Source organism: Blastococcus sp. TML/C7B (assembly GCF_016612845.1).
Lineage (GTDB): Bacteria > Actinomycetota > Actinomycetes > Mycobacteriales > Geodermatophilaceae > Blastococcus.
Map to the genome: position 1 here is coordinate 636,996 of NZ_JAEOAA010000002.1, position 19,331 is coordinate 656,326.

General features: G+C 74.2%; 19 protein-coding genes and 3 pseudogenes. All 22 read right to left on the reverse strand.

What is annotated here, in order from left to right:
* Window positions 1-2: 2 nt before the first annotated feature.
* Window positions 3-1,754, reverse strand: coding sequence for a RelA/SpoT family protein (locus tag JKP76_RS23015; RefSeq protein WP_309233015.1), 1,752 nt, complete (start codon window positions 1,752-1,754; stop codon window positions 3-5).
* Between the two features lie 94 nt (window positions 1,755-1,848).
* The gene (locus JKP76_RS15940) at window positions 1,849-2,463 is read right to left on the reverse strand and encodes an adenine phosphoribosyltransferase (RefSeq protein ID WP_375335657.1); all 615 of its coding nucleotides are present in this window, start codon (window positions 2,461-2,463) and stop codon (window positions 1,849-1,851) included.
* Window positions 2,460-3,854, reverse strand: a complete 1,395-nt coding sequence (gene secF, locus JKP76_RS15945) for a protein translocase subunit SecF (RefSeq protein WP_207146596.1) — start codon at window positions 3,852-3,854, stop codon at window positions 2,460-2,462. Before secF ends, JKP76_RS15940 begins: the two co-directional genes overlap by 4 nt.
* Entirely contained in the window at window positions 3,851-4,945 is a 1,095-nt protein-coding gene (gene secD / locus JKP76_RS21415; RefSeq protein ID WP_309233016.1) for a protein translocase subunit SecD, read from the reverse strand. Before secD ends, secF begins: the two co-directional genes overlap by 4 nt.
* A 322-nt stretch (window positions 4,946-5,267) precedes the next feature.
* Window positions 5,268-5,564, reverse strand: a pseudogene (locus JKP76_RS24190) (protein translocase subunit SecD); the annotation flags it as partial.
* A gap of 14 nt (window positions 5,565-5,578) precedes the next feature.
* Window positions 5,579-5,902: a preprotein translocase subunit YajC gene (yajC, locus tag JKP76_RS15955; protein WP_200491878.1), complete on the reverse strand. Its 324-nt coding sequence runs from the start codon at window positions 5,900-5,902 to the stop codon at window positions 5,579-5,581.
* 163 nt (window positions 5,903-6,065) lie between these two features.
* Entirely contained in the window at window positions 6,066-7,124 is a 1,059-nt protein-coding gene (gene ruvB, locus JKP76_RS15960; protein ID WP_375335670.1) for a Holliday junction branch migration DNA helicase RuvB, read from the reverse strand.
* 62 nt (window positions 7,125-7,186) lie between these two features.
* Window positions 7,187-7,822, reverse strand: coding sequence for a Holliday junction branch migration protein RuvA (gene ruvA / locus JKP76_RS15965; protein ID WP_200491879.1), 636 nt, complete (start codon window positions 7,820-7,822; stop codon window positions 7,187-7,189).
* The gene (gene ruvC / locus JKP76_RS15970; RefSeq protein ID WP_200491880.1) at window positions 7,819-8,388 is read right to left on the reverse strand and encodes a crossover junction endodeoxyribonuclease RuvC; all 570 of its coding nucleotides are present in this window, start codon (window positions 8,386-8,388) and stop codon (window positions 7,819-7,821) included. The genes ruvA and ruvC overlap by 4 nt, the downstream gene beginning before the upstream one ends.
* 126 nt (window positions 8,389-8,514) lie before the next feature.
* A complete protein-coding gene (locus tag JKP76_RS15975; RefSeq protein WP_200491881.1) occupies window positions 8,515-9,270 on the reverse strand; it encodes a YebC/PmpR family DNA-binding transcriptional regulator in 756 nt (251 codons plus the stop codon).
* Window positions 9,270-9,914, reverse strand: a complete 645-nt coding sequence (gene pdxT, locus JKP76_RS15980; protein WP_200491882.1) for a pyridoxal 5'-phosphate synthase glutaminase subunit PdxT — start codon at window positions 9,912-9,914, stop codon at window positions 9,270-9,272. The genes JKP76_RS15975 and pdxT overlap by 1 nt, the downstream gene beginning before the upstream one ends.
* Window positions 9,911-10,198 (reverse strand): DUF6886 family protein, encoded by a 288-nt coding sequence (locus JKP76_RS15985; RefSeq protein ID WP_200491883.1) that lies wholly within the window; start codon window positions 10,196-10,198, stop codon window positions 9,911-9,913. Before JKP76_RS15985 ends, pdxT begins: the two co-directional genes overlap by 4 nt.
* Window positions 10,195-11,092 (reverse strand): annotated as a pseudogene (gene pdxS / locus JKP76_RS15990) (pyridoxal 5'-phosphate synthase lyase subunit PdxS). Before pdxS ends, JKP76_RS15985 begins: the two are co-directional and overlap by 4 nt.
* A gap of 45 nt (window positions 11,093-11,137) precedes the next feature.
* On the reverse strand, window positions 11,138-11,692 hold the full coding sequence (locus JKP76_RS15995; RefSeq protein ID WP_200491884.1) for a hypothetical protein: 555 nt from the start codon (window positions 11,690-11,692) through the stop codon (window positions 11,138-11,140).
* Window positions 11,693-11,703: 11 nt separating this feature from the next.
* Window positions 11,704-12,693: an IS481 family transposase gene (locus JKP76_RS16000; RefSeq protein ID WP_200491885.1), complete on the reverse strand. Its 990-nt coding sequence runs from the start codon at window positions 12,691-12,693 to the stop codon at window positions 11,704-11,706.
* Between the two features lie 83 nt (window positions 12,694-12,776).
* Window positions 12,777-14,033, reverse strand: a complete 1,257-nt coding sequence (locus JKP76_RS16005; RefSeq protein ID WP_304504742.1) for a glycosyltransferase family 4 protein — start codon at window positions 14,031-14,033, stop codon at window positions 12,777-12,779.
* Window positions 14,033-14,992: a phosphatidylinositol mannoside acyltransferase gene (locus JKP76_RS16010; protein WP_200491886.1), complete on the reverse strand. Its 960-nt coding sequence runs from the start codon at window positions 14,990-14,992 to the stop codon at window positions 14,033-14,035. The genes JKP76_RS16005 and JKP76_RS16010 overlap by 1 nt, the downstream gene beginning before the upstream one ends.
* Window positions 14,989-15,492, reverse strand: a complete 504-nt coding sequence (pgsA, locus tag JKP76_RS16015) for a phosphatidylinositol phosphate synthase (RefSeq protein ID WP_309233017.1) — start codon at window positions 15,490-15,492, stop codon at window positions 14,989-14,991. The genes JKP76_RS16010 and pgsA overlap by 4 nt, the downstream gene beginning before the upstream one ends.
* A gap of 129 nt (window positions 15,493-15,621) precedes the next feature.
* Window positions 15,622-16,128, reverse strand: coding sequence for an HIT domain-containing protein (locus JKP76_RS16020; protein WP_200491887.1), 507 nt, complete (start codon window positions 16,126-16,128; stop codon window positions 15,622-15,624).
* Window positions 16,125-18,158, reverse strand: coding sequence for a threonine--tRNA ligase (gene thrS, locus JKP76_RS16025; protein ID WP_309229634.1), 2,034 nt, complete (start codon window positions 18,156-18,158; stop codon window positions 16,125-16,127). Before thrS ends, JKP76_RS16020 begins: the two co-directional genes overlap by 4 nt.
* 56 nt (window positions 18,159-18,214) lie before the next feature.
* Entirely contained in the window at window positions 18,215-18,988 is a 774-nt protein-coding gene (locus JKP76_RS16030; protein ID WP_309233018.1) for a CapA family protein, read from the reverse strand.
* A 61-nt stretch (window positions 18,989-19,049) separates the two neighbouring features.
* Window positions 19,050-19,325: pseudogene (locus tag JKP76_RS24195) on the reverse strand (CapA family protein); the annotation flags it as partial.
* Window positions 19,326-19,331: the final 6 nt, after the last annotated feature.

Genomic DNA, 19,331 nt, shown 5'->3' on the forward strand with positions numbered 1-19,331 from the left:
CTCTACTTGCCGGCCTCGACCGCGTCCTCGCGGCGCTCCTTGGTGAACCACTGGCGGATCTTGGTGCGCGCCCGCGAGGAGCCGACGAAGGACAGCCAGTCCTGCGACGGGCCGGCGGTCGGCGACTTGGAGGTGAAGATCTCGACGACGTCGCCGTTGGAGAGCGTGCTGTCCAGCGACACCAGGGCACCGTTCACCCGGGCCCCGATGGTGCGGTGGCCGACCTCGGTGTGCACCGCGTAGGCGAAGTCCACCGGCGTCGACTCGCCGGGCAGGCTGACCACGTCGCCCTTGGGCGTGAAGACGAAGACCTCCTGCGGACCGAGGTCGTAGCGCAGCGTCTCGAGGAACTCGCCGGGCTCCTGCGCCTCGCGCTGCCAGTCCAGCAGCTGCCGCAGCCACAGCATGTCGTCGGGCGAGCCGACCTTCGGCGGGGCGCCGAACTCGCCGGCACTGGGCCGGCCGCCGGCCCGCGCGTTCTCCTTGTACTTCCAGTGCGCGGCGATGCCGTAGTCGGCGGTGCGGTGCATGTCGTGGGTGCGGATCTGCAGCTCGACCGGCTTGCCGTGCGGACCGATCACCGTCGTGTGCAGCGACTGGTACATGTTGAACTTCGGCATCGCCACGAAGTCCTTGAAGCGCCCCGGCAGCGGCTGCCAGTGGGCGTGCATGATGCCGAGCGCGGCGTAGCAGTCGCGCACCGAGTCGACCAGGATCCGGATGCCGACGAGGTCCCAGATGTCGGTGAAGTCCCGGCCGCGGACGATCATCTTCTGGTAGATCGAGTAGTAGTGCTTGGGCCGGCCGGTGACCACCGCCTCGATCTTGGCGGCCTTGAGCTGCTCCTGGACGGTCGTGGTGACCTCGGCCAGGTAGGTGTCCCGCGACGGCGCGCGCTCGGCCACCAGCCGCACGATCTCGTCGTACCGCTTGGGGTAGAGCGTCGCGAACGCGAGGTCCTCGAGCTCCCACTTGATCGTGTTCATGCCCAGCCGGTGCGCCAGCGGGGCGAGGATCTCCAGCGTCTCGCGCGCCTTCTTCTCCTGCTTCTCCGGCGGGAGGAAGCGCAGCGTGCGCATGTTGTGCAGCCGGTCGGCGAGCTTGATGACCAGCACCCGCGGGTCGCGGGCCATCGCGACGATCATCTTGCGGATCGTCTCGGCCTGGGCCGCGTCCCCCAGCTTCACCTTGTCGATCTTGGTGACGCCGTCGACGAGGTGCGCGACCTCCGGGCCGAAGTCGGCGGTGATCGACTCCAGCGTGACGCCGGTGTCCTCGACGGTGTCGTGCAGCAGCGCCGCCACCAGCGTCGTGGTGTCCATGCCGAGGCCCGCGAGGATCGTCGCGACCGCCAGCGGGTGGGTGATGTAGGGGTCGCCGCTCTTGCGCTTCTGCGCCGCGTGCGCGGTCTCGGCGACGTCGTAGGCCCGCTGGAGCAGCACGAGGTCGGCCTTGGGATGGCTCTGCCGGTGCAGCGCGGCCAGCGGCTCGAGCACCGGGCGGACGACGGTGCTGCGCTGGCCGGCCACGATCCGGCGGGCCAGCCGGTCGCGGACCCGGCGGCGGGGCGCGCCCGAGTCCCCGTCCCCCGGCTCGGCGGCGACGTCGTCCGGGCGGCGGACGGCCGGGCGCTCGGGCAGCGGCGGCCGGTGCGCGGGGGCGCTCCCGGGCCCCGACGGCGGCGCCGCGTCGGTCGTGGCGCCGGGCCGCCCGGGGCGCGCAGGAGCGGCGTCGGCGGCTACGTCGGAGGCCACGGCGACTCCTGCTGGTTCGAGGAGAGGGAGACCCTCACCATGCTAGCCGTGCCGGGCGTGTCCCCGCCGCACCCCGGGGACCCGGATGACCCGGTCAGGTGGTCCAGAGGGCGTGCACCGCGTGCGGCGCGACGCGCTCCCGGCCGCCGAGCGCGGCCAGCTCCACGACGACGCCCACCGCCGTGACGACGCCGCCGAGCCGCTCGACCAGGGCGACCGCGGCACCGAGGGTGCCGCCGGTGGCCAGCACGTCGTCGACGACGAGCACCCGCTGGCCGGGCCGGATGGAGTCGGCGTGCAGCTCCAGCGTCGCGGTGCCGTACTCGAGCACGTAGTCGGCCGAGATCCGCTCGCGCGGCAGCTTGCCGGCCTTGCGCACCGGGACGACCCCGACACCGGCGGCGAGCGCGACCGCGGCGGCGAGCAGGAACCCGCGCGCCTCCACCCCGACGACGACGTCGAACGAGCGGCCGGGGGTGTCGGCACCCGGGCCGCCGGCCCCGGCCACCGCCGCGGCCCGCGGGTCGGTGGCGGCCGGTGCGGCCAGCCCCTCGACCACGCGGGCGAACGCCGGACCGTCGGCGAAGACCGGGGTGAGGTCCCGGAAGAGCACCCCGGGTTCGGGGTGGTCGGGGATGTCGACGGTCAGCGAGGCGATCAGCTCGTCCAGCGGCTGCTGCGTCCCGACCTGCTCGGGGGCGGCGCTCACCGGCGCTTCTTGCCCGACGGGCGGCGGGCCGGGGCGCCGGGCCGCTGCGGCCGGGCACCGGGGCGCGGCGCGGTCGTGCCGCCGTCCACGTCCCGGCGCACCGACGCGGGCGACTCGACGACGACGTCGGCCTGCACCTCGGTGGGCAGCTCCGCGACCGCGGTGCTCCCGCCCGCGGGACGACGGCCGCGCCGCGCGCTGGCGACGGGGCCCGCGGGCACGCCGGACCCTCCCTGCCGGGCGGCCGACGAGCGGCGGGCGAGGACGCGCCGGCGCAGCGCCTGCACCTCCGGCTCGCGCTCCTTCAGGTCGGCGACGATCGGCGTGGCCAGGACGATCGAGGAGTACGTGCCCGCGGCCAGCCCGACGAAGAGCACGAGGGCGAGGTCCTTGAGCGTGCCCACACCGAGCAGCCCGGCGCCGACGAACAGCAGCCCGGCGACCGGCAGCAGCGCGATGACCGAGGTGTTGATCGAGCGCATGAGCGTCTGGTTGACCGCCAGGTTGGCCGCCTCGCTCCAGGTCATGCGGGCGGACTTGTCGAGGTCCTTGACGTTCTCGTCGACCTTGTCGAACACGACGACGGTGTCGTACAGCGAGAACCCGAGGATGGTCAGGAAGCCGATGACCGTCGACGGGGTGACCTCGAAGCCGATCAGCGCGTAGACGCCCGCGGTGACGACGATGTCGTGCAGCAGGGCGGCCATGGCACCGATCGCCATCTTGAGCTGGAACCGCAGCGCCAGGAACGCCACGACCGCCACCAGGAAGACCACCAGCGCGACCAGGGCCTGGTCGGTGATGTCCCGGCCCCAGTCGGCGCTCACCGACTCCGGGCTGACCTGGCCGGGCTCGACCCCGGCGGCGTCCGCGACGGCCGCCACCACCGCGCGTTCCGCGTCGCCCTCGAGGGCTCCGGTGCGCAGCAGCAGGGTGTCGCCGCCGACGACCTGCGCGGAGGCGACCTCCGCGCCGGCCTCCTCCGCGGCCTCGCGGACCTGCGCGAGCTGCGCGGACTCGCCGGGCAGGCGGAAGCTGTTGCCGCCGGCGAAGTCGATGCCGAAGTTGAAGCCCCGGAAGACCATCGCGGCCAGGCAGAGCAGCACCACGACGGCGGTGACCTTGTAGACCAGCCGGCTCTTGCCGACGACGTCCAGCCCGGCCTCGCCGTTGTAGAGCCGGTGCGCCAGCGAGGCGCGCGGCTCGTGCGTCCGGTCACCGGCCCCCTCGCGGGGCAGCCCGGCCTCGGCCAGGTCGTCGTCGCCCAGCGCGGCGGCCGCCTCGTCGGCGGCGTGGCTGGCGTCCTGCGCCTCGTCGGCGTCGGTGCCCACCCGGACGACCTCGTCGGGCTCCGTGGTCCCGGTCCCGTCGTTCCGCTCGTCGCGGGTCATGCCTGGCTCCTGTTCTCGGCGGTCGGGCCGGCGGTGGCGCCGACCAGCTCGCGGTCCGCCTGCCGCTGCGTGGACCACCCGGCGCGGTCGACCGACCCCAGCCCCGAGATCCGGCTGCTGCCGAACCACTTGTACCGGGAGAGGACCGACATGAGCGGGTGGGTGAAGAGGAAGACCACGACCAGGTCGAGGACCGTGGACATGCCGAGGGTGAACGCGAAGCCCTTCACGTCGCCGATGGCGAGCCAGTAGAGGATCGCCGCGGCCAGGAAGCTGACCGCGTCGGCCGAGAGGATGGTGCGCCGCGCCCGGACCCAGGCGCGCGGCACCGCCGAGCGGAGGCTGCGGCCCTCGCGGATCTCGTCCTTGAGCCGTTCGAAGTACACGACGAACGAGTCCGCGGTGATGCCGAGCGACACGATGAACCCGGCGATGCCCGCGAGGCTCAGGGTGAACCCGATCTCCCGGCCGAGCACCACCAGCACGCCGTAGACCACCACGCCGGAGAGCACGAGGCTGGCGATCATCACCAGGCCGAGGGCGCGGTAGTAGAGCAGGGAGTACAGGAACACCAGGCCGACGCCGATCGCACCGGCGATGAGTCCCGCCTGCAGCTGCTCCTCGCCGAGCTCGGTGGAGATCGACTGGGCGGTGGCCTGGCTGAAGCTCAGCGGCAGCGCGCCGTACTTGAGCTGGTTGGCCAGCTCCGTGGCCGACTCCTGGTCGAAGCTGCCGGTGATCTCGGTGCCGCCACCGACGATGGCCGAGTTGATCGTCGGCGCCGAGATGACCCGGCCGTCGAGGGTGATCGCCACGGAGTTGCCGACGTTGGCCGAGGTGTACGCGCCCCAGGCGGAGCTGCCCCGGGAGTCGAAGTCCAGGTTGACGACCCACTCGCCGGTCCCGGCGCGGGTGCCGGCGGCGGCGTCGGTGACCGACGTGCCCTCGACCACGGCCGGGCCGAGCAGGTACTTGAACTCGCCGTCCTCGCTGCACGCGGCGACGTGGTCGTCGGGCCGGGCGACGTCGCTGGTGGCGGCACCCCCGCAGGTGAGCGCGTCGAAGGCGGCCTGGGCCTCCTCCTGCGTCACGGCGGGTGCGTCCGGCGCCCGGGTGGGCGCAGCGGTGTCCGCGCCGCCGGTCGGCTCGGCGGGCCCCGCTCGGTGCGGCCGGGTCGGTCGGCTCGGCGGCCTCGCTCGGCGCGGCCGGATCGGTCGGCTCGGCGCCGTCCGTGGGCTCGGCGCCGTCCGTGGGCTCGGCACCCTCGGTGGGTGCGGCCGGGTCGGTGGCCTCGGCGCCGTCGCTGGGCGCGGCGTCCTCGGCCGGCGCCTGGTCGGCCGGGGCGACGTTCAGCACCGGGCGGAACCGCAGCTGGGCGGTCTCGCCGAGCTCGCGGGCCTGGTCGCCGTCGTCCCCGGGGACGGAGATGACGATGTTCGAGTCGCCCTCGGTGACCACCTCGGCCTCGGCGACACCGAGGCCGTTCACCCGCTGCTCGATGATCCGGCGGGCGAGCTCGAGGTCCTCCCGGTCGGGCGCCCCGCCGTCCGGCGTGCGGGCCGTCAGCGTGACGGTCGTGCCGCCGCGCAGGTCCAGGCCCAGCTGCGGCGTCCGGGTGGAGCCGGTGAAGAAGACCAGGCCGTAGAGCACGGCGAGGACGAGGACGAACGCCCCGAAGTACCGGCTGGCCGGCAACGAGCGGTTGGCCACGGGATCTCCTGCGATCAGAAGCTGTCGTCGGCCGGGCGTCCCCCGGCCGTACCGGGCGCGTCATCGCCCGGGGTGCCGGTGACCGGCTCGCGGATCTCCAGGACCGCCTGGCGGGCGAAGGTGACGACGACGCCGGGAGCGAGCTCCAGGTCCACCGTCGTCTCGCCGAGACCGACGACCGTGGCGTGCATGCCGCTGGTGGTCATCACCGGCGAGCCGATGGTCAGCGACTCCTGCAGCGCCTGGGCCCGGGCCTGCATCGCCTTGCGCTGGCGTGCGGGGAGCACGAACAGCAGCACGGCCAGCAGGACCAGCATGATCAGAGGGAAGAGCTCCACGACAGGTGTGCCTCTCTACCGCGCGTCCAGCTCCGCGGTCGGTGCGGCCCGGGGGCCGCTCGGGTTCGTCGGTTGCCTGCGCGCACCCGGTGCGCGGCACGCGGCGACCCGGTGGGGCGCGCACGGCCGCGGCCTCTCTTCTTGCGCGCCAGCGCCCCGGAGTCTAGGCGTCGAAGAGCGGCTCTGACGACGAGCCTGCGCCCTGTGGGTCTGCTGTGACCCGGCCGAGCGGAATCCCGGCCCGGGGCACCTCCAGCCCCAGGTGCCGCCAGGCCGCCTCGGTCGCGACCCGCCCGCGGGAGGTGCGGGCCAGCAGACCGGCGCGCACCAGGAAGGGCTCGCACACCTCCTCGACGGTGTGCGGCTCCTCCCCCACGGCGACGGCGAGGGTGGCGACGCCGACCGGGCCGCCACCGAACTTCGTCACCAGCGCCGAGAGGACCTCGCGGTCGAGCCGGTCCAGGCCCAGGTGGTCCACGTCGTAGAGCGCGAGCGCGGCCTCGGCGACGGCGCGGGTGACCCGGCCGTCGGCCTCCACCTCCGCGTAGTCGCGGACGCGGCGCAGCAGCCGGTTGGCGATCCGCGGTGTCCCGCGGGAGCGGCCGGCGATCTCCGCCGAGCCCTCGTCGGTGAGCTCGACGCCGAGCAGCTCGGCGCTGCGGGCGAGCACCTGCTGCAGCTCTGCGGGCTCGTAGAACTCCATCTGGCCGACGAAGCCGAAGCGGTCGCGCAGCGGGCCGGTGAGCAGGCCGGCGCGGGTGGTGGCGCCGACCAGGGTGAACGGGTTGATCTCCAGCGGGATCGCCGTCGCCCCCGGCCCCTTGCCGACGACGACGTCGACCCGGAAGTCCTCCATCGCCATGTACAGCAGCTCTTCGGCCGGCCGGGCGATGCGGTGGATCTCGTCGATGAACAGCACGTCGCCGGGCGCCAGGTTCGACAGCATCGCGGCGAGGTCGCCCGAGCGCTCGATCGCCGGGCCGCTGGTGATCTTCACCGCCGTCCCGAGCTCCGAGCCGATGATCAGCGCGAGGCTGGTCTTGCCCAGCCCGGGCGGGCCGGACAGCAGCACGTGGTCCGGCGGGCGGCCGCGCCGCTTGGCGCCCTCGAGGACCAGCGCCAGCTGCCGGGCGACCTTGGGCTGGCCGATGAAGTCGTGCAGCGAGTGCGGGCGCAGCGCCGACTCGACCACGCGCTCCTCGTCGCCGGCCTGCGGCGACACCGCCCACTCCTGACCGAGGTCGGCGGCGACCTCACCGGTCAGCGACCGGTCGAAGGGGGCGCTCACGAGCGGCCCAGCAGCTGGAGCGCCCGGCGCAGGAGGACCGCGACCTCGACGCCGCCGGTCTCCACGATCTGCGCGTCGGCGACCGGCGCGAGCTCGACGACCGCCGTCTCGGCCTCCTTGCCCGACCAGCCGAGGCCGACGAGCGCGGAGGTGAGCTGGTCGCGCCACGGTGCCACCGGGGTGACCGCCGGCAGGCCGGTGGACGGGCCGTCCAGCGAGGTGTCGGTGGTGACCGAGCCGAGCCGGTCGCGCAGCTCCAGGATCAGCCGCTCGGCGCCCTTCTTGCCGATGCCGGGGACCTGCATGAGCGCCTTGACGTCGGCCATCGACACCGCGCGGCGCACCTCGCGGGGCGGGTGGATGGCCAGCACGGCCTGGGCGAGCCGCGGGCCGACCCCGTTGGCGGTCTGCAGCAGCTCGAACAGCGAGCGCTCGTCGTCGTCGGCGAAGCCGTAGAGGGTCAGCGAGTCCTCGCGCACGACCAGGCTGGTGGACAGCCGCGCGGCCTCGCCGACCTGCAGCCGCGCGATGGTGCCGGGCGTGCACTGCACCGCCAGGCCGATGCCGCCGACCTCGACGACCGCGCCGTCCGGGGAGACCGCGGCCACCCGGCCGTTCACCGAGGCGATCATCGGGCCGCCACCCCCTGCCAGCGCGGCAGCGTGCGCTGCACGACGGGCGCGCCGATGCCGCCGGCGATCGCCGCCGAGCGGAGCCGCTGCTGGGCCGGGCCGCGCCAGACGTGGCACACGGCCAGCGCCAGCGCGTCGGCGGCGTCGGCCGGCTTCGGCGCCTCGGCCAGGCCGAGCACGCGGGTGACCATGAGGGTGACCTGCTCCTTGTCCGCGCGGCCGTTGCCGGAGATCGCCGCCTTGACCTCGCTGGGGGTGTGCCAGGCGACCGGCCGGTCGGCCTGCGCCGCGGCCAGCGCGGCCACGCCCGCGGCCTGCGCGGTGCCGGTGGCCGTGCCCTTGTTGTTCTGGGTGAAGACCCGCTCGATGGCCACGACGTCGGGCCGGTGCGCGCGCAGCAGCGCGGTGACCGCGGTGTGCAGCTCCAGCAGCCGCAGCTCCAGGTCCAGCTCGGCCAGGGTGCGGATCACGCCCACGCCGACCGCCGCCGGCCGGGCGCCGGGGCGGCCGTCCACGACCCCCCAGCCGCACCGGGTCAGCCCCGGATCGATGCCGAGCACCCGCATGGAAGAGCCTCCCGCCGACCGAACGCCTGTTCGACCCACGCTAACCGCAACTCTGCGGCGCGCGCCCGCAACACGCGGAGCGGACCGGCCTCCGCCGGGGCGCCCCGCCCTCGGGCGGGGCGGCCGTCAGGCGTCGATCTTCTCCATGACCTCGTCGGAGACGTCGTAGTTCGCGTAGACGTTCTGCACGTCGTCGAGGTCCTCGAGGGCGTCGATGAGGCGGAACACCTTGCCGGCGCCGTCCTCGTCCAGCTCGACCTGCACGCTGGGCAGGAAGCCCATGTCGGCGGAGTCGTAGTCGATCCCGGCGTCCTGGAGGGCGGTGCGCACGGCGACCATGTCCCCGGGCTCGCTGACCACCTCGAGGGTGTCGCCGAGGTCGCGGACCTCCTCGGCACCGGCGTCGAGGACGGCCATGAGCACGGTGTCCTCGTCGACGCCGTCGGACTTCGGCACCACCACGACGCCCTTGCGGGAGAACAGGTAGGAAACCGACCCGGGATCGGCCATGTTCCCGCCGTTGCGGGTCATGGCGGTGCGGACCTCCATGGCCGAGCGGTTCTTGTTGTCCGTCAGGCACTCGATGAGGACGGCGACGCCGCCGGGGCCATAGCCCTCGTAGGTGATGCCCTGGTAGTCGACGCCACCGGCCTCGGCACCGGAACCGCGCTTGACCGCCCGGTCGATGTTGTCGTTGGGCACCGAGCTCTTCTTCGCCTTCTGGACGGCGTCGTAGAGCGTCGGGTTGCCCGAGAGGTCACCGCCACCGGTGCGGGCCGCGACCTCGATGTTCTTGATCAGCTTGGCGAAGAGCTTGCCGCGCTTGGCATCGATGCCGGCCTTCTTGTGCTTGGTCGTCGCCCACTTGGAATGGCCGCTCATCAGTCCTCCTCGTTCCCGGCGCCCGCGCCGGCCCTCGCGGCCAGGTGACGCCGCACGATCTCGACGAACAGCGCGTGCACCCGGCGGTCCCCGGTCAGCTCGGGGTGGAAGCTCGTGGCCACCAGGTTCCCCTGGCGGACCGCGACGATCCTACCGTCGGCCTCCCCGCCGACGACGCGGCCGAGGACGGCGACGCCGTCGCCCGCCTCCTCCACCCACGGCGCCCGGATGAAGACCGCGTGCAGCGAGCCGCCGCCGAGGCCCTCGACGTCCATCTCGGACTCGAAGCTGTCGGCCTGCCGGCCGAAGGCGTTCCGGCGGACGGTGACGTCGAGCCCGCCGATCGTCTCCTGGTCCGGGGGCGCGTCGAGCAGCCGGTCGGCGAGCAGGATCATCCCGGCGCAGCTGCCGTAGACCGGCAGCCCGTCCCGGACCGCGGCGCGCAGCGGGTCGAGCAGCCCGAACCGGCGGGCCAGCTTGGCGATCGTCGTCGACTCCCCGCCCGGCAGCACCAGGCCGTCGACGGCGGCCAGCTCCTCGGGCCGCCGCACCGGCACCGCCTCGGCGTCCTGGTCGCGCAGCGCGGCCAGGTGCTCGCGGACGTCGCCCTGCAGCGCCAGCACCCCGATGAGCGGCCGGCTCACGACGCGACCGCCGGCCGCGCGTTGCCCAGCCGGATCCCGCTGAACCCCAGCGTGGACCCGACGACGTCCCGCCAGAAGGCCCCCAGCTCGGGGAGCGCCCGCAGCTGGATCCGCGCCTGCTCGTGCAGGGCCAGCAGGTCACCGACCGGTTCCGGGGCCGCCAGCGGCTCGACGGCCCACACCAGCGGGCGCGGGTCCGCCGAGGTGCGGGCACGGTGCGGCACGAACCGGCGGATCGTCGGGTCCTCGGAGAAGTGCAGCACCGCCGGGGCGGTCGGGGTCACCAGCCGCGCGAGGCGAAGCGCTGGTCGGCGGGGAGCGTCGAGACGTTGAGCCCGACCATCGCCTCGCCCAGCCCGCGGGAGACCTTGGCGATGACGTCGGGGTCGTCGTGGAAGGTCGTGGCCTGGACGATGGCGGCGGCGCGCTGCGCGGGGTCGCCGGACTTGAAGATGCCCGAGCCCACGAAGACGCCCTCGGCGCCGAGCTGCATCATCATCGCCGCGTCGGCGGGGGTGGCGATGCCGCCGGCGGTGAAGAGCACGACCGGCAGCTTGCCCTCCCGCGCGACCTGGGTCACGAGCTCCACGGGGGGCGCGCAGCTCCTTGGCCGCGACGAACAGCTCGGTCTCGTCCAGGGTGCCCAGCGCCTTGATGCCGGCGCGGATCGAGCGCATGTGCCGGGTGGCCTCGACGACGTTGCCGGTGCCGGCCTCGCCCTTGGAGCGGATCATCGCCGCGCCCTCGGAGATCCGGCGCAGCGCCTCGCCCAGGTCGGTGGCGCCGCAGACGAACGGCACGGTGAACGCGCTCTTGGCGATGTGGTGCGCCTCGTCGGCGGGGGTCAGCACCTCGGACTCGTCGATGTAGTCGACGCCGAGCGCCTGGAGCACCTGCGCCTCGACGAAGTGGCCGATCCGGGCCTTGGCCATGACCGGGATCGAGACCGCGCCGATGATCCCCTCGATCATGTCGGGGTCGCTCATCCGGGAGATCCCGCCCTCGGCGCGGATGTCGGCGGGGACCCGCTCGAGCGCCATGACGGCGACCGCGCCGGCGTCCTCGGCGATCTTCGCCTGCTCGGGGGTGACGACGTCCATGATGACGCCGCCCTTGAGCTGCTCGGCCATGCCGCGCTTGACGCGGTCGGTACCGGTGGAGGGGGTCTGCGCAGTCATCGGGGGCGCCTCGGGGTGCAGAGGGACGGTCGGAGGCCCGTGATCCTACGGACGCTCGGCGGCCGCGTGTCCCGCACCGCTGCCGGTGAGCACCTCGAGCCGGTCGTCGATGTCGAAGAAGCGGGGCAGCGGGGACCCGGCGTGCAGCCGGAGCACCCGCGGCAGCCGGCGGCTGCGCAGCGCCTGGGTGTCGCGCACCGCGTCGTTGTAGAAGCGCCGGGCCAGCGCCACGCGGGTGCTGGTGCCGGCCAGGTCGGCCTGCAGCGGCGCGGGCACGCCGGGCAGCTCGGGCGGGAGCTCGCGCAGCTCGCGGCCCAGCGCGTTCTCGGCCGCCTCCCGGTCCCCGGGCCCGGACGAGCGGGCGTCGGCGGCGGCCCCCGCGAGGGCGCGCGCCCGCTCCGGGCCCAGCGCCGCCGCGTGCTCCCGGGCCAGCTCCTCCGCCAGCCCGGCGCGCCGCCGCAGCTGGACCTCGAGCGTCGCCCGGGCGCGGGCCACCCGCGCCTCGAGCCGCGTGAGCCGGACCAGCGTCCACGCCGTCCAGAGCAGCAGGAGGACGGCGACGACCGCGAGGACCGCCCACACCCACGCCTGCGCACCCATGAGGGCGAAGGCTAGCTGTACTGACCGGGCAGGTTGGTCAAGCGGCTGATGGGTGGGTGGCCGCCGATGCCGGTGTGGGGCCGATGGTGGTTGTAGCCGTGTAGCCAAGCAGGAAAGGCGGCGCGGCGGTCGGCTTCGCTGGTGAAGAGCTGAGCGAAGGCCCATTCGCTGGTCATGGTGCGGTTGAAGCGTTCGACCTTTCCGTTGGTCTGCGGGCGGTAGGGCCGGGTCCGTTTTGGGGTGATGTTGAGCTGGGCGCAGGCGGCCGCCCAGTCGCGGCTGCGGTAGCAGCCTCCGTTGTCGGTGAGCACCCTGCGGGCGGTCACGCCCCGGTCGGCGAACCAGTTCACCGCGCGGCGCAGCACCGCGGTGGCGGTGGCCCCGAGTTCGTCGTTGTGGATCTCGGCGTAGGCCAGCCGGGTGTGGTCGTCGAGCACGACGTGGATGAAGCCGTGGCGCATCAGCGGCTGCCCGTGGCGGCTGCGGGCGCGGCCGCCATCGGCGGTGCGGTTGGCCTTGCCTTGTTCGCGGCCGAGGAAGCGCCAGCCGCCGCCGGCGGGGATGTTGCCCAGCTTCTTCACGTCGGCGTGCAGTAGATCGCCGGGAGCGGCGTGCTCGTAGCGCACCACCTGGTGCTCGCGACGCTCGATACGAGACAGCCGACTGAGGCCGCAGCGGCGCAGCACCGCCCCGGTGGTCGAGGCCGCCACGCCGGTTTCCGCGGCGATCCGGACCGCGCCCCACCGCTTGCGCAGCCGCAGCGACACGATCCGCTTCGTCGTCTCCGGGGCGGTCTTGGTGGGGCTGGTGCGCGGACGGCTGGAGCGATCGACCATGCCGGCGGCACCCAGCGTTCGATACCGCTCGGCCCACCGATCCGCGGTCGTCCACGCCACTCCGAACAACTCCGCGGCCCGAACCTTGGGCCAGTTGTCCTCGACGATCAGCTGGGCCATCCGCAGACGCTGGCGCGGGGTCAAGGCGGCATTAGCGTGGAGCACGAGGACCTCCGGTGACTCGTGGAATGGGTGCCTTCAGCAGCTCCACTCCACGCCCGGAGGTCCTCCCCGAACAAGACCTCTACTCAGATCCCGTCGTCACAGCTCCTCGACCAACGTCTCTGGTCAGTACAGCTAGCGGGCGCTCCCCCGCCAGCGGGAGCTCCGCGGCGCGCCGCCGGACGGGGGCACCTCGGGCACCTCGCCGTCCTCCGCCGCGGTGACGCCGGCGCCCCCGGGCGGGACGACGGTCTCGTAGACGGCGAGGATCCGCCGGGCCAGGACCGGCCAGTCGTAGGTCCGCGCCACCTCGGCCCCCCGCGGGCGGAGAACCGCGCCCGCCGCTCCGGGTCGGCGAGCAGGTCGGCCAGGGTGCGGCCCAGCGCCGCGGCGTCCCCGCGCGGCACCAGCACGCCGGCGCTGCCCCCGTCGAGCACCCGCGCGAACGCGTCCAGGTCGCTGGCGACGATCGGGGCGCCCGCGGCCATCGCCTCGATGAGGACGACCCCGAAGGACTCCCCCAGCAGGTTCGGCGCGCAGTAGACGTCGACCGAGCGCAGGAACGCGGCCTTGTCGGGCTCGGAGACCTCGCCGAGGAGCTGCACGTGCGGGCGCAGCTCCTCCCCGACCAGCCGGTGCAGCTGGTCGGCGTCGCCCCGCCCGGCGACGAGCAGCCGGGCCTGCGGGTGCCGGCGGACGACGGTGCGCATCGCCTCCAGCAGCGTGGGCAGCCCCTTGCGCGGCTCGTCGAAGCGGCCGAGGAAGCCGATCGTGGGGCCCGGGCCGGACGCCGCGGGCAGCGACGGCCCCTCGGCGAAGGCGTCGACGTGCACCCCGTTGGGGATGATGACGGCGTCCCCGCCGAGGTGCTCGACCTGCACGCGGCGGGCGAAGTCGGAGACCGCGATGCGCCCGCTGATCCGCTCGAGCCAGGGGCGGACCACCGGCCCCCAGGCCGCCAGCCACTTCGACCGGGTCGTGGCCGCGTGGAAGGTCGCCACGATCGGCCCGTCGGCGATGATGCAGACCAGCAGCGAGGCCGACGGCGGCGCCGGCTCGTGCACGTGGACGACGTCGAACCGCCCCTCGCGCAGCCAGCGCCGCACGCGCGCCGCCGACACCGGCCCGAACTGCAGGCTGGCCATCGAGCCGTTGTACGGCACCGGGACGGCCCGCCCGGCGAAGGTGATCCACGGGTCGGTGAGCGACTCCTCGTGCTCGGCCGGGGTCAGCACCTCGACGTGGTGGCCCATCCCGCGCAGCGTGTCGGCCAGGTCGCGCACGTGGTACTGCACGCCCCCGGGGACGTCCCACTGGTAGGGGCAGACCAGTCCGATCCGCATCAGCCCTCCTCCCCCGCGGGGACCGCCCGTCGCGGCGGGTCGGGCGGGACGTCGGCCCAGATCCGACCCAGCATGTGCCAGTCCTCGGGGTGCCGGCCCAGGCCCTCGGTGAAGACGTCGGCGACGGCCTGCATCGCGTCGGTGACCCGGGTGGCGAGGCGCCCCTCCCCCGTCACCGGCACCTCGGGGTGCACCTGGACGTGCCAGCCCGCGCCGTCGAAGCGCGGCACGGCCGGCAACAGCGCGGCCCCCGTGCGGGCGGCCAGCAGCGCGGCCCCGCTGGGCAGCAGGGCCGGGCGGCCGAAGAACTCGACGCTCACGCCACCGGTGCCGAAGTTGCGGTCGACCAGCAGGCAGCTGACCCCGCCCTCGGCGAGCCACTGGCGGAGCACCTCCGAGCCCGGCCGGGGCCCGCCGGTGAGCGGGGTGACCTTCATGCCCAGGCCCTCGCGGTACTCCAGGAAGCGGCGGTACAGCGACTCCGGCTTGAGCCGCTCGGCGATGGTGAGGAACGGGGTGCCCAGGCGGTCGGCCAGCCAGGCGCCGGCGGCGTCCCAGTTGCCGCTGTGCGGGAGCGCGAGGACCACCCCGCGGCCCTCGGCCCGCGCGCGCTCCACGTGCTCGAAACCGGGCACCCGGGTGTCCCGGCGGATGCGGTCGATGCCCAGCGTGGGCAGCCGGAACGCCTCCTGCCAGTAGCGCGCGTAGGAGGCCATCGCCCGGCGGTGCAGCTCGTCGAGCTCGGCCTCGGACAGCGTGCCGCCCGTGGCCACCCGCAGGTTGGCCCGCAGCTGGCGCACCCCGGCGCCGTCCCGGCCGGCCGCCCAGCGCCCGCCGGCCTCGAACCCGGACCGCGCCAGCGGCTCGGGCAGCATGCGGACCGCCCGCCAGCCGGCCGCGTACCCCGCGTCGGTCAGCCGGCCGGTGATCCGGCTGCGCAGCCCCGCGGGTGCGGTCACGGCTTCGGCGGGGACGAGGGCAGCGGGGCGCCCGCGGCACCCCGGCGGACGGCGAGCATCCGCTGCGCGACGGTGACCGCGCTGCCGGCGACCAGGACGACCAGGGCCACGTGCAGCGAGTACGGGATGCCCAGGCCGGTGAACCCGGTGCCCACGAGGACGATGATCAGCCGCTCGGTGCGCTCGACGATGCCGACGTCGCAGGACAGCCCCACGCCCTCGGCACGGGCCTTGATGTAGCTGGTCAGGACACCGAGGACCAGGCAGACGAGCGCCAGCAGCACGATCAGCCGGTTGTCCCCCTCGCCGGAGAACCACCAGGCCAGCGCGGCGAAGATCGCGGCGTCGGCGGCGCGGTCGCCCACGGAGTCCAGCACCGCGCCGAACACGGTGCCGCCGCCCCGGGCGCGGGCCAGCGCGCCGTCGAGCATGTCCAGCATCACGAACATCCAGACCGCGAAGGCGCCCCAGAAGAGGAAGCCGTTCCCGATGAGGAACACCGCGGACAGGACCGCCGCCGAGGGTCCCGGTGACGGTCACCATGTCGGGGGTGATCCCGGCGCGGGAGAGCCCGGGCACGATCGGCGCCAGCACCTTGGCGACGGCGGGGCGCGCGTTGACGCCGAGCATCAGCCCTCCCCGGGCCAGGCGGCGGCGAGCAGGTCGCGGGTCTCCCGCAGCACCTGGGGCAGCACGCGGGTCAGCCCGACGACCGGCATGAAGTTGGTGTCCCCGCCCCAGCGCGGGACGGCGTGCTGGTGCAGGTGGTCGGCGATGCCGGCCCCGGCGACCGAGCCCTGGTTCATCCCGATGTTGAACCCGTGCGCGCCGGCGACCTCGCGGACCACGCGCATCGCCGTCTGGGTGACCGCCCCGAGCTCGGCGACCTCCTCGACGGTCAGGTCGGTGTAGTCGGGCACGTGCCGGTACGGCACGACCATCAGGTGGCCGGCGTTGTACGGGTACAGGTTGAGCACCGCGTAGACCGCGGTCCCCCGGGCCACGATCAGGCCGTCCTCGTCGCTCATCGACGGGATGACGCAGAAGGGGCAGTCGTGCGCCCCGGTGGGCTTGCCCTCGCCGCGGATGTAGGCCATCCGGTAGGGCGTCCACAGGTGCTCGAAGGCCTCGCTCATCCGGCGACCACGGTCCCGGTCTCGTCGGCCGCCGACGGGTCGGCGTTCGTCCGGGCCGCGATCCACGCGACGACCTGCTCGACGGCCTCGTCCACGGGGACGCCGTTGCGCTGGCTGCCGTCGCGGTAGCGGAAGGACACCGCACCGGCCTCGGCGTCGGTCGCCCCGGCGATGAGCACGAACGGGATCTTCTGCTTGCTCGCGGTGCGGATCTTCTTCTGCATCCGGTCGTCGGAGTCGTCGAGCTCGACGCGGACGCCGCGCCGCCGGAGCTTCGCGGCCACGTCGGTCAGGTAGGGCACCTGCTCGTCGGTGATCGGGATGCCGACGACCTGCACCGGTGCCAACCACGCCGGGAAGGCGCCGGCGTAGTGCTCGGTCAGGACGCCGAAGAAGCGCTCGATGGAGCCGAACTTCGCCGAGTGGATCATCACCGGCTGCTGCCGGCCGCCGTCGGCGGAGGTGTACTCCAGGCCGAAGCGCGCCGGCTGGTTGAAGTCGTACTGGATGGTCGACATCTGCCAGGTCCGGCCGATGGCGTCGCGGGCCTGCACGGAGATCTTCGGGCCGTAGTAGGCCGCGCCGCCCGGGTCGGGGACCAGCTCGAGCCCGGTCTCCCGCGCGGCGTCCTCCAGCACCTGCGTCGCGACCGCCCACTCCTCGTCCGAGCCGATGAACTTCGGCCCGTCGTCGCGGGTGGACAGCTCCAGGTAGTAGTCGTCGAGGCCGAAGTCGCGCAGCAGGCCGAGCACGAAGGACAGCAGGTGGCGGACCTCGCCCGGTGCCTGCTCCGGGGTGACGTAGCTGTGCGAGTCGTCCTGGGTCAGCCCGCGCACGCGGGTGAGGCCGTGGACGACGCCGGACTTCTCGAAGCGGTACACCGAGCCGAACTCGAAGAACCGCAGCGGCAGCTCGCGGTAGGACCGCCCGCGCGACCGGAAGATCAGGTTGTGCATCGGGCAGTTCATGGCCTTGAGGAAGTACTCGCTGTTCTCCAGCTCCATGCCGGGGAACATCGTGTCCTCGTAGTACGGCAGGTGCCCGGAGGTCTCGAAGAGCCCGCGCTTGCTGATGTGCGGGGTGCCGACGTAGTCGAAGCCCTCCTCCAGGTGGCGCGCGCGGACGTAGTCCTCCATCTCGCGCTTCACCACCCCGCCCTTGGGGTGGAAGACCGCCAGGCCGGACCCGATCTCGTCGGGGAAGCTGAAGAGGTCCAGCTCGACGCCGAGCCGGCGGTGGTCGCGGCGCTCGGCCTCGGCCAGCTGCTGCAGGTAGGCCTTGTGGGCGTCCTTGCTCTCCCACGCGGTGCCGTAGATGCGCTGCAGCTGCGGGTTCTTCTCGCTGCCGCGCCAGTAGGCGGCCGCGCTGCGGGTGAGGCTGAACGCCGGGATCGCGTTGGTGCGCGGCAGGTGCGGGCCGCGGCACAGGTCGGTCCAGACCCGCTCACCGCTGCGCGCGTCGAGGTTGTCGTACATGGTCAGCTGGGCGCCGCCGACCTCCACGTCGGCGCCCTCGGTGTCGCCGGCGCCGCCCTTGAGCCCGATCAGCTCGAGCTTGTACGGCTCGTGCGCGAGCTCGGCCTGCGCGTCGGCGTCGCTGATCTCCCGGCGGGCGAAGTGCTGCCCCGCGCGGACGATCTCGGTCATCTTCTTCTCGAGCGCCGCGAGGTCCTCGGGGGTGAAGGGCCGCTCGGGGTCGAAGTCGTAGTAGAAGCCGTTCTCCACCGGCGGCCCGATGCCCAGCGAGGTGCCGGGGAAGAGCTCCTGCACCGCCTGCGCCAGGACGTGCGCGGTCGAGTGCCGGATGACGGCCCGGCCGTCCGCGCTGGACGCCGCGACCGGCTCCACCTCGGCGTCGGCCTCCGGGGCCCAGGCGAGGTCCTTGAGCTCACCGGAGGCCACGTCCCGGACGACGACGGCGCCGTCGGGACCCTTGAGCGGGAGGCCTGCGTCCTTGAGCGCCTGCACCGCCGTCGTCCCGGCCGGCACCCGCACGGATCCGACGGCGGTGGGCGAGGGCGGGGTCGACACGAGAGCACTCCAGGAGTTCGGGGGACGGACCTCCCGAGACTAGTGCGCGACCGCCCTCACCCCGGGAGTACTTCCAGTCCGGCGGCCCGCGCGCCCCGCCGGTCCAGCACCTCGGCGATCCGGGCGGCGCTCGCCGGGTCGGCCGGCACGACGCGGACGCCGTCCTCGGCGATCTCGATCCGCAACGGCACCGCCTCGGCGCGCGACACGGTGAACCGCCCGTCGGGACCCCGGGTGAAGGTGAACCGGGCGGCCACCGAGTCCTCCGTCGGGTAGCCCCGCGTGGAGTGCTCGGCGAGGTGGTTGCCCAACCCGTAGGCGACCCACTCGCCGTCGATCCGCTCGAACGGCTGCACGACGTGCGCGTGGTGGCCCAGCACCAGGTCGACGTCCGGGGAGGCCAGCAGCGTGCGGACGGCGGCCACCTGCTCGTCGGTCGGGTCCTGCTCGTACTCCCGGCAGCAGTGCAGGCTGGCGACGACGACGTCGGCACCTGCCGCGCGGGCGCGGGACGCCGCCGCCAGCATCCCGTCGACGTCCGGCACCGCGGCCACGTCGACCGCCCACTCCCGGCCGTCCGGGAGCGGCACCCCGTTGAGGCCGAAGGTGGCCGCGACGAACCCCACCCGGACACCGGCCCGCTCCACGATCGTCGGCTCGGCGCTCGCCTGATCGCTGCGATGCGTCCCCGTGTGCGCGATCCCCACCGCGTCCAGCTCGTCCAGCGTGCGGGTGAGCCCCTCGAAGCCGTCGTCGAGGGAGTGGTTGGAGGCGGTGGAGCAGACGTCGTACCCGGCGCCCGCGAGGGCGTCGACGATCTCGGGCTGCACCGCGAAGCTCGGGTAGCCGCGCGTAGGGCCCGCCGGCCGCCGCGACCGGGGTCTCCAGGTGGCAGACGGCGAGGTCGGCGTCCCCGATCAGCCCGGAGACGGGAGCCAGCACGCCGGAGAAGTCGTAGGAGCCGTCCGGCTGCCGCGCGCCCCGCGTGAGCGACCGTTCCTGGTGCACCAGCACGTCGCCGGTGGCCAGCAGCGTGACGCTCTCCGGCGCCGGGGGCGCGGGCGCGGTCGTGGTCCCGGGCGCCGCCGCCTCCCGGGACGGCCCACCGGAGCACCCGGCGGCCAGCAGCACCGCGAGCGCGGCGACGACGACGGATCGGCGGGGCACGAGCGG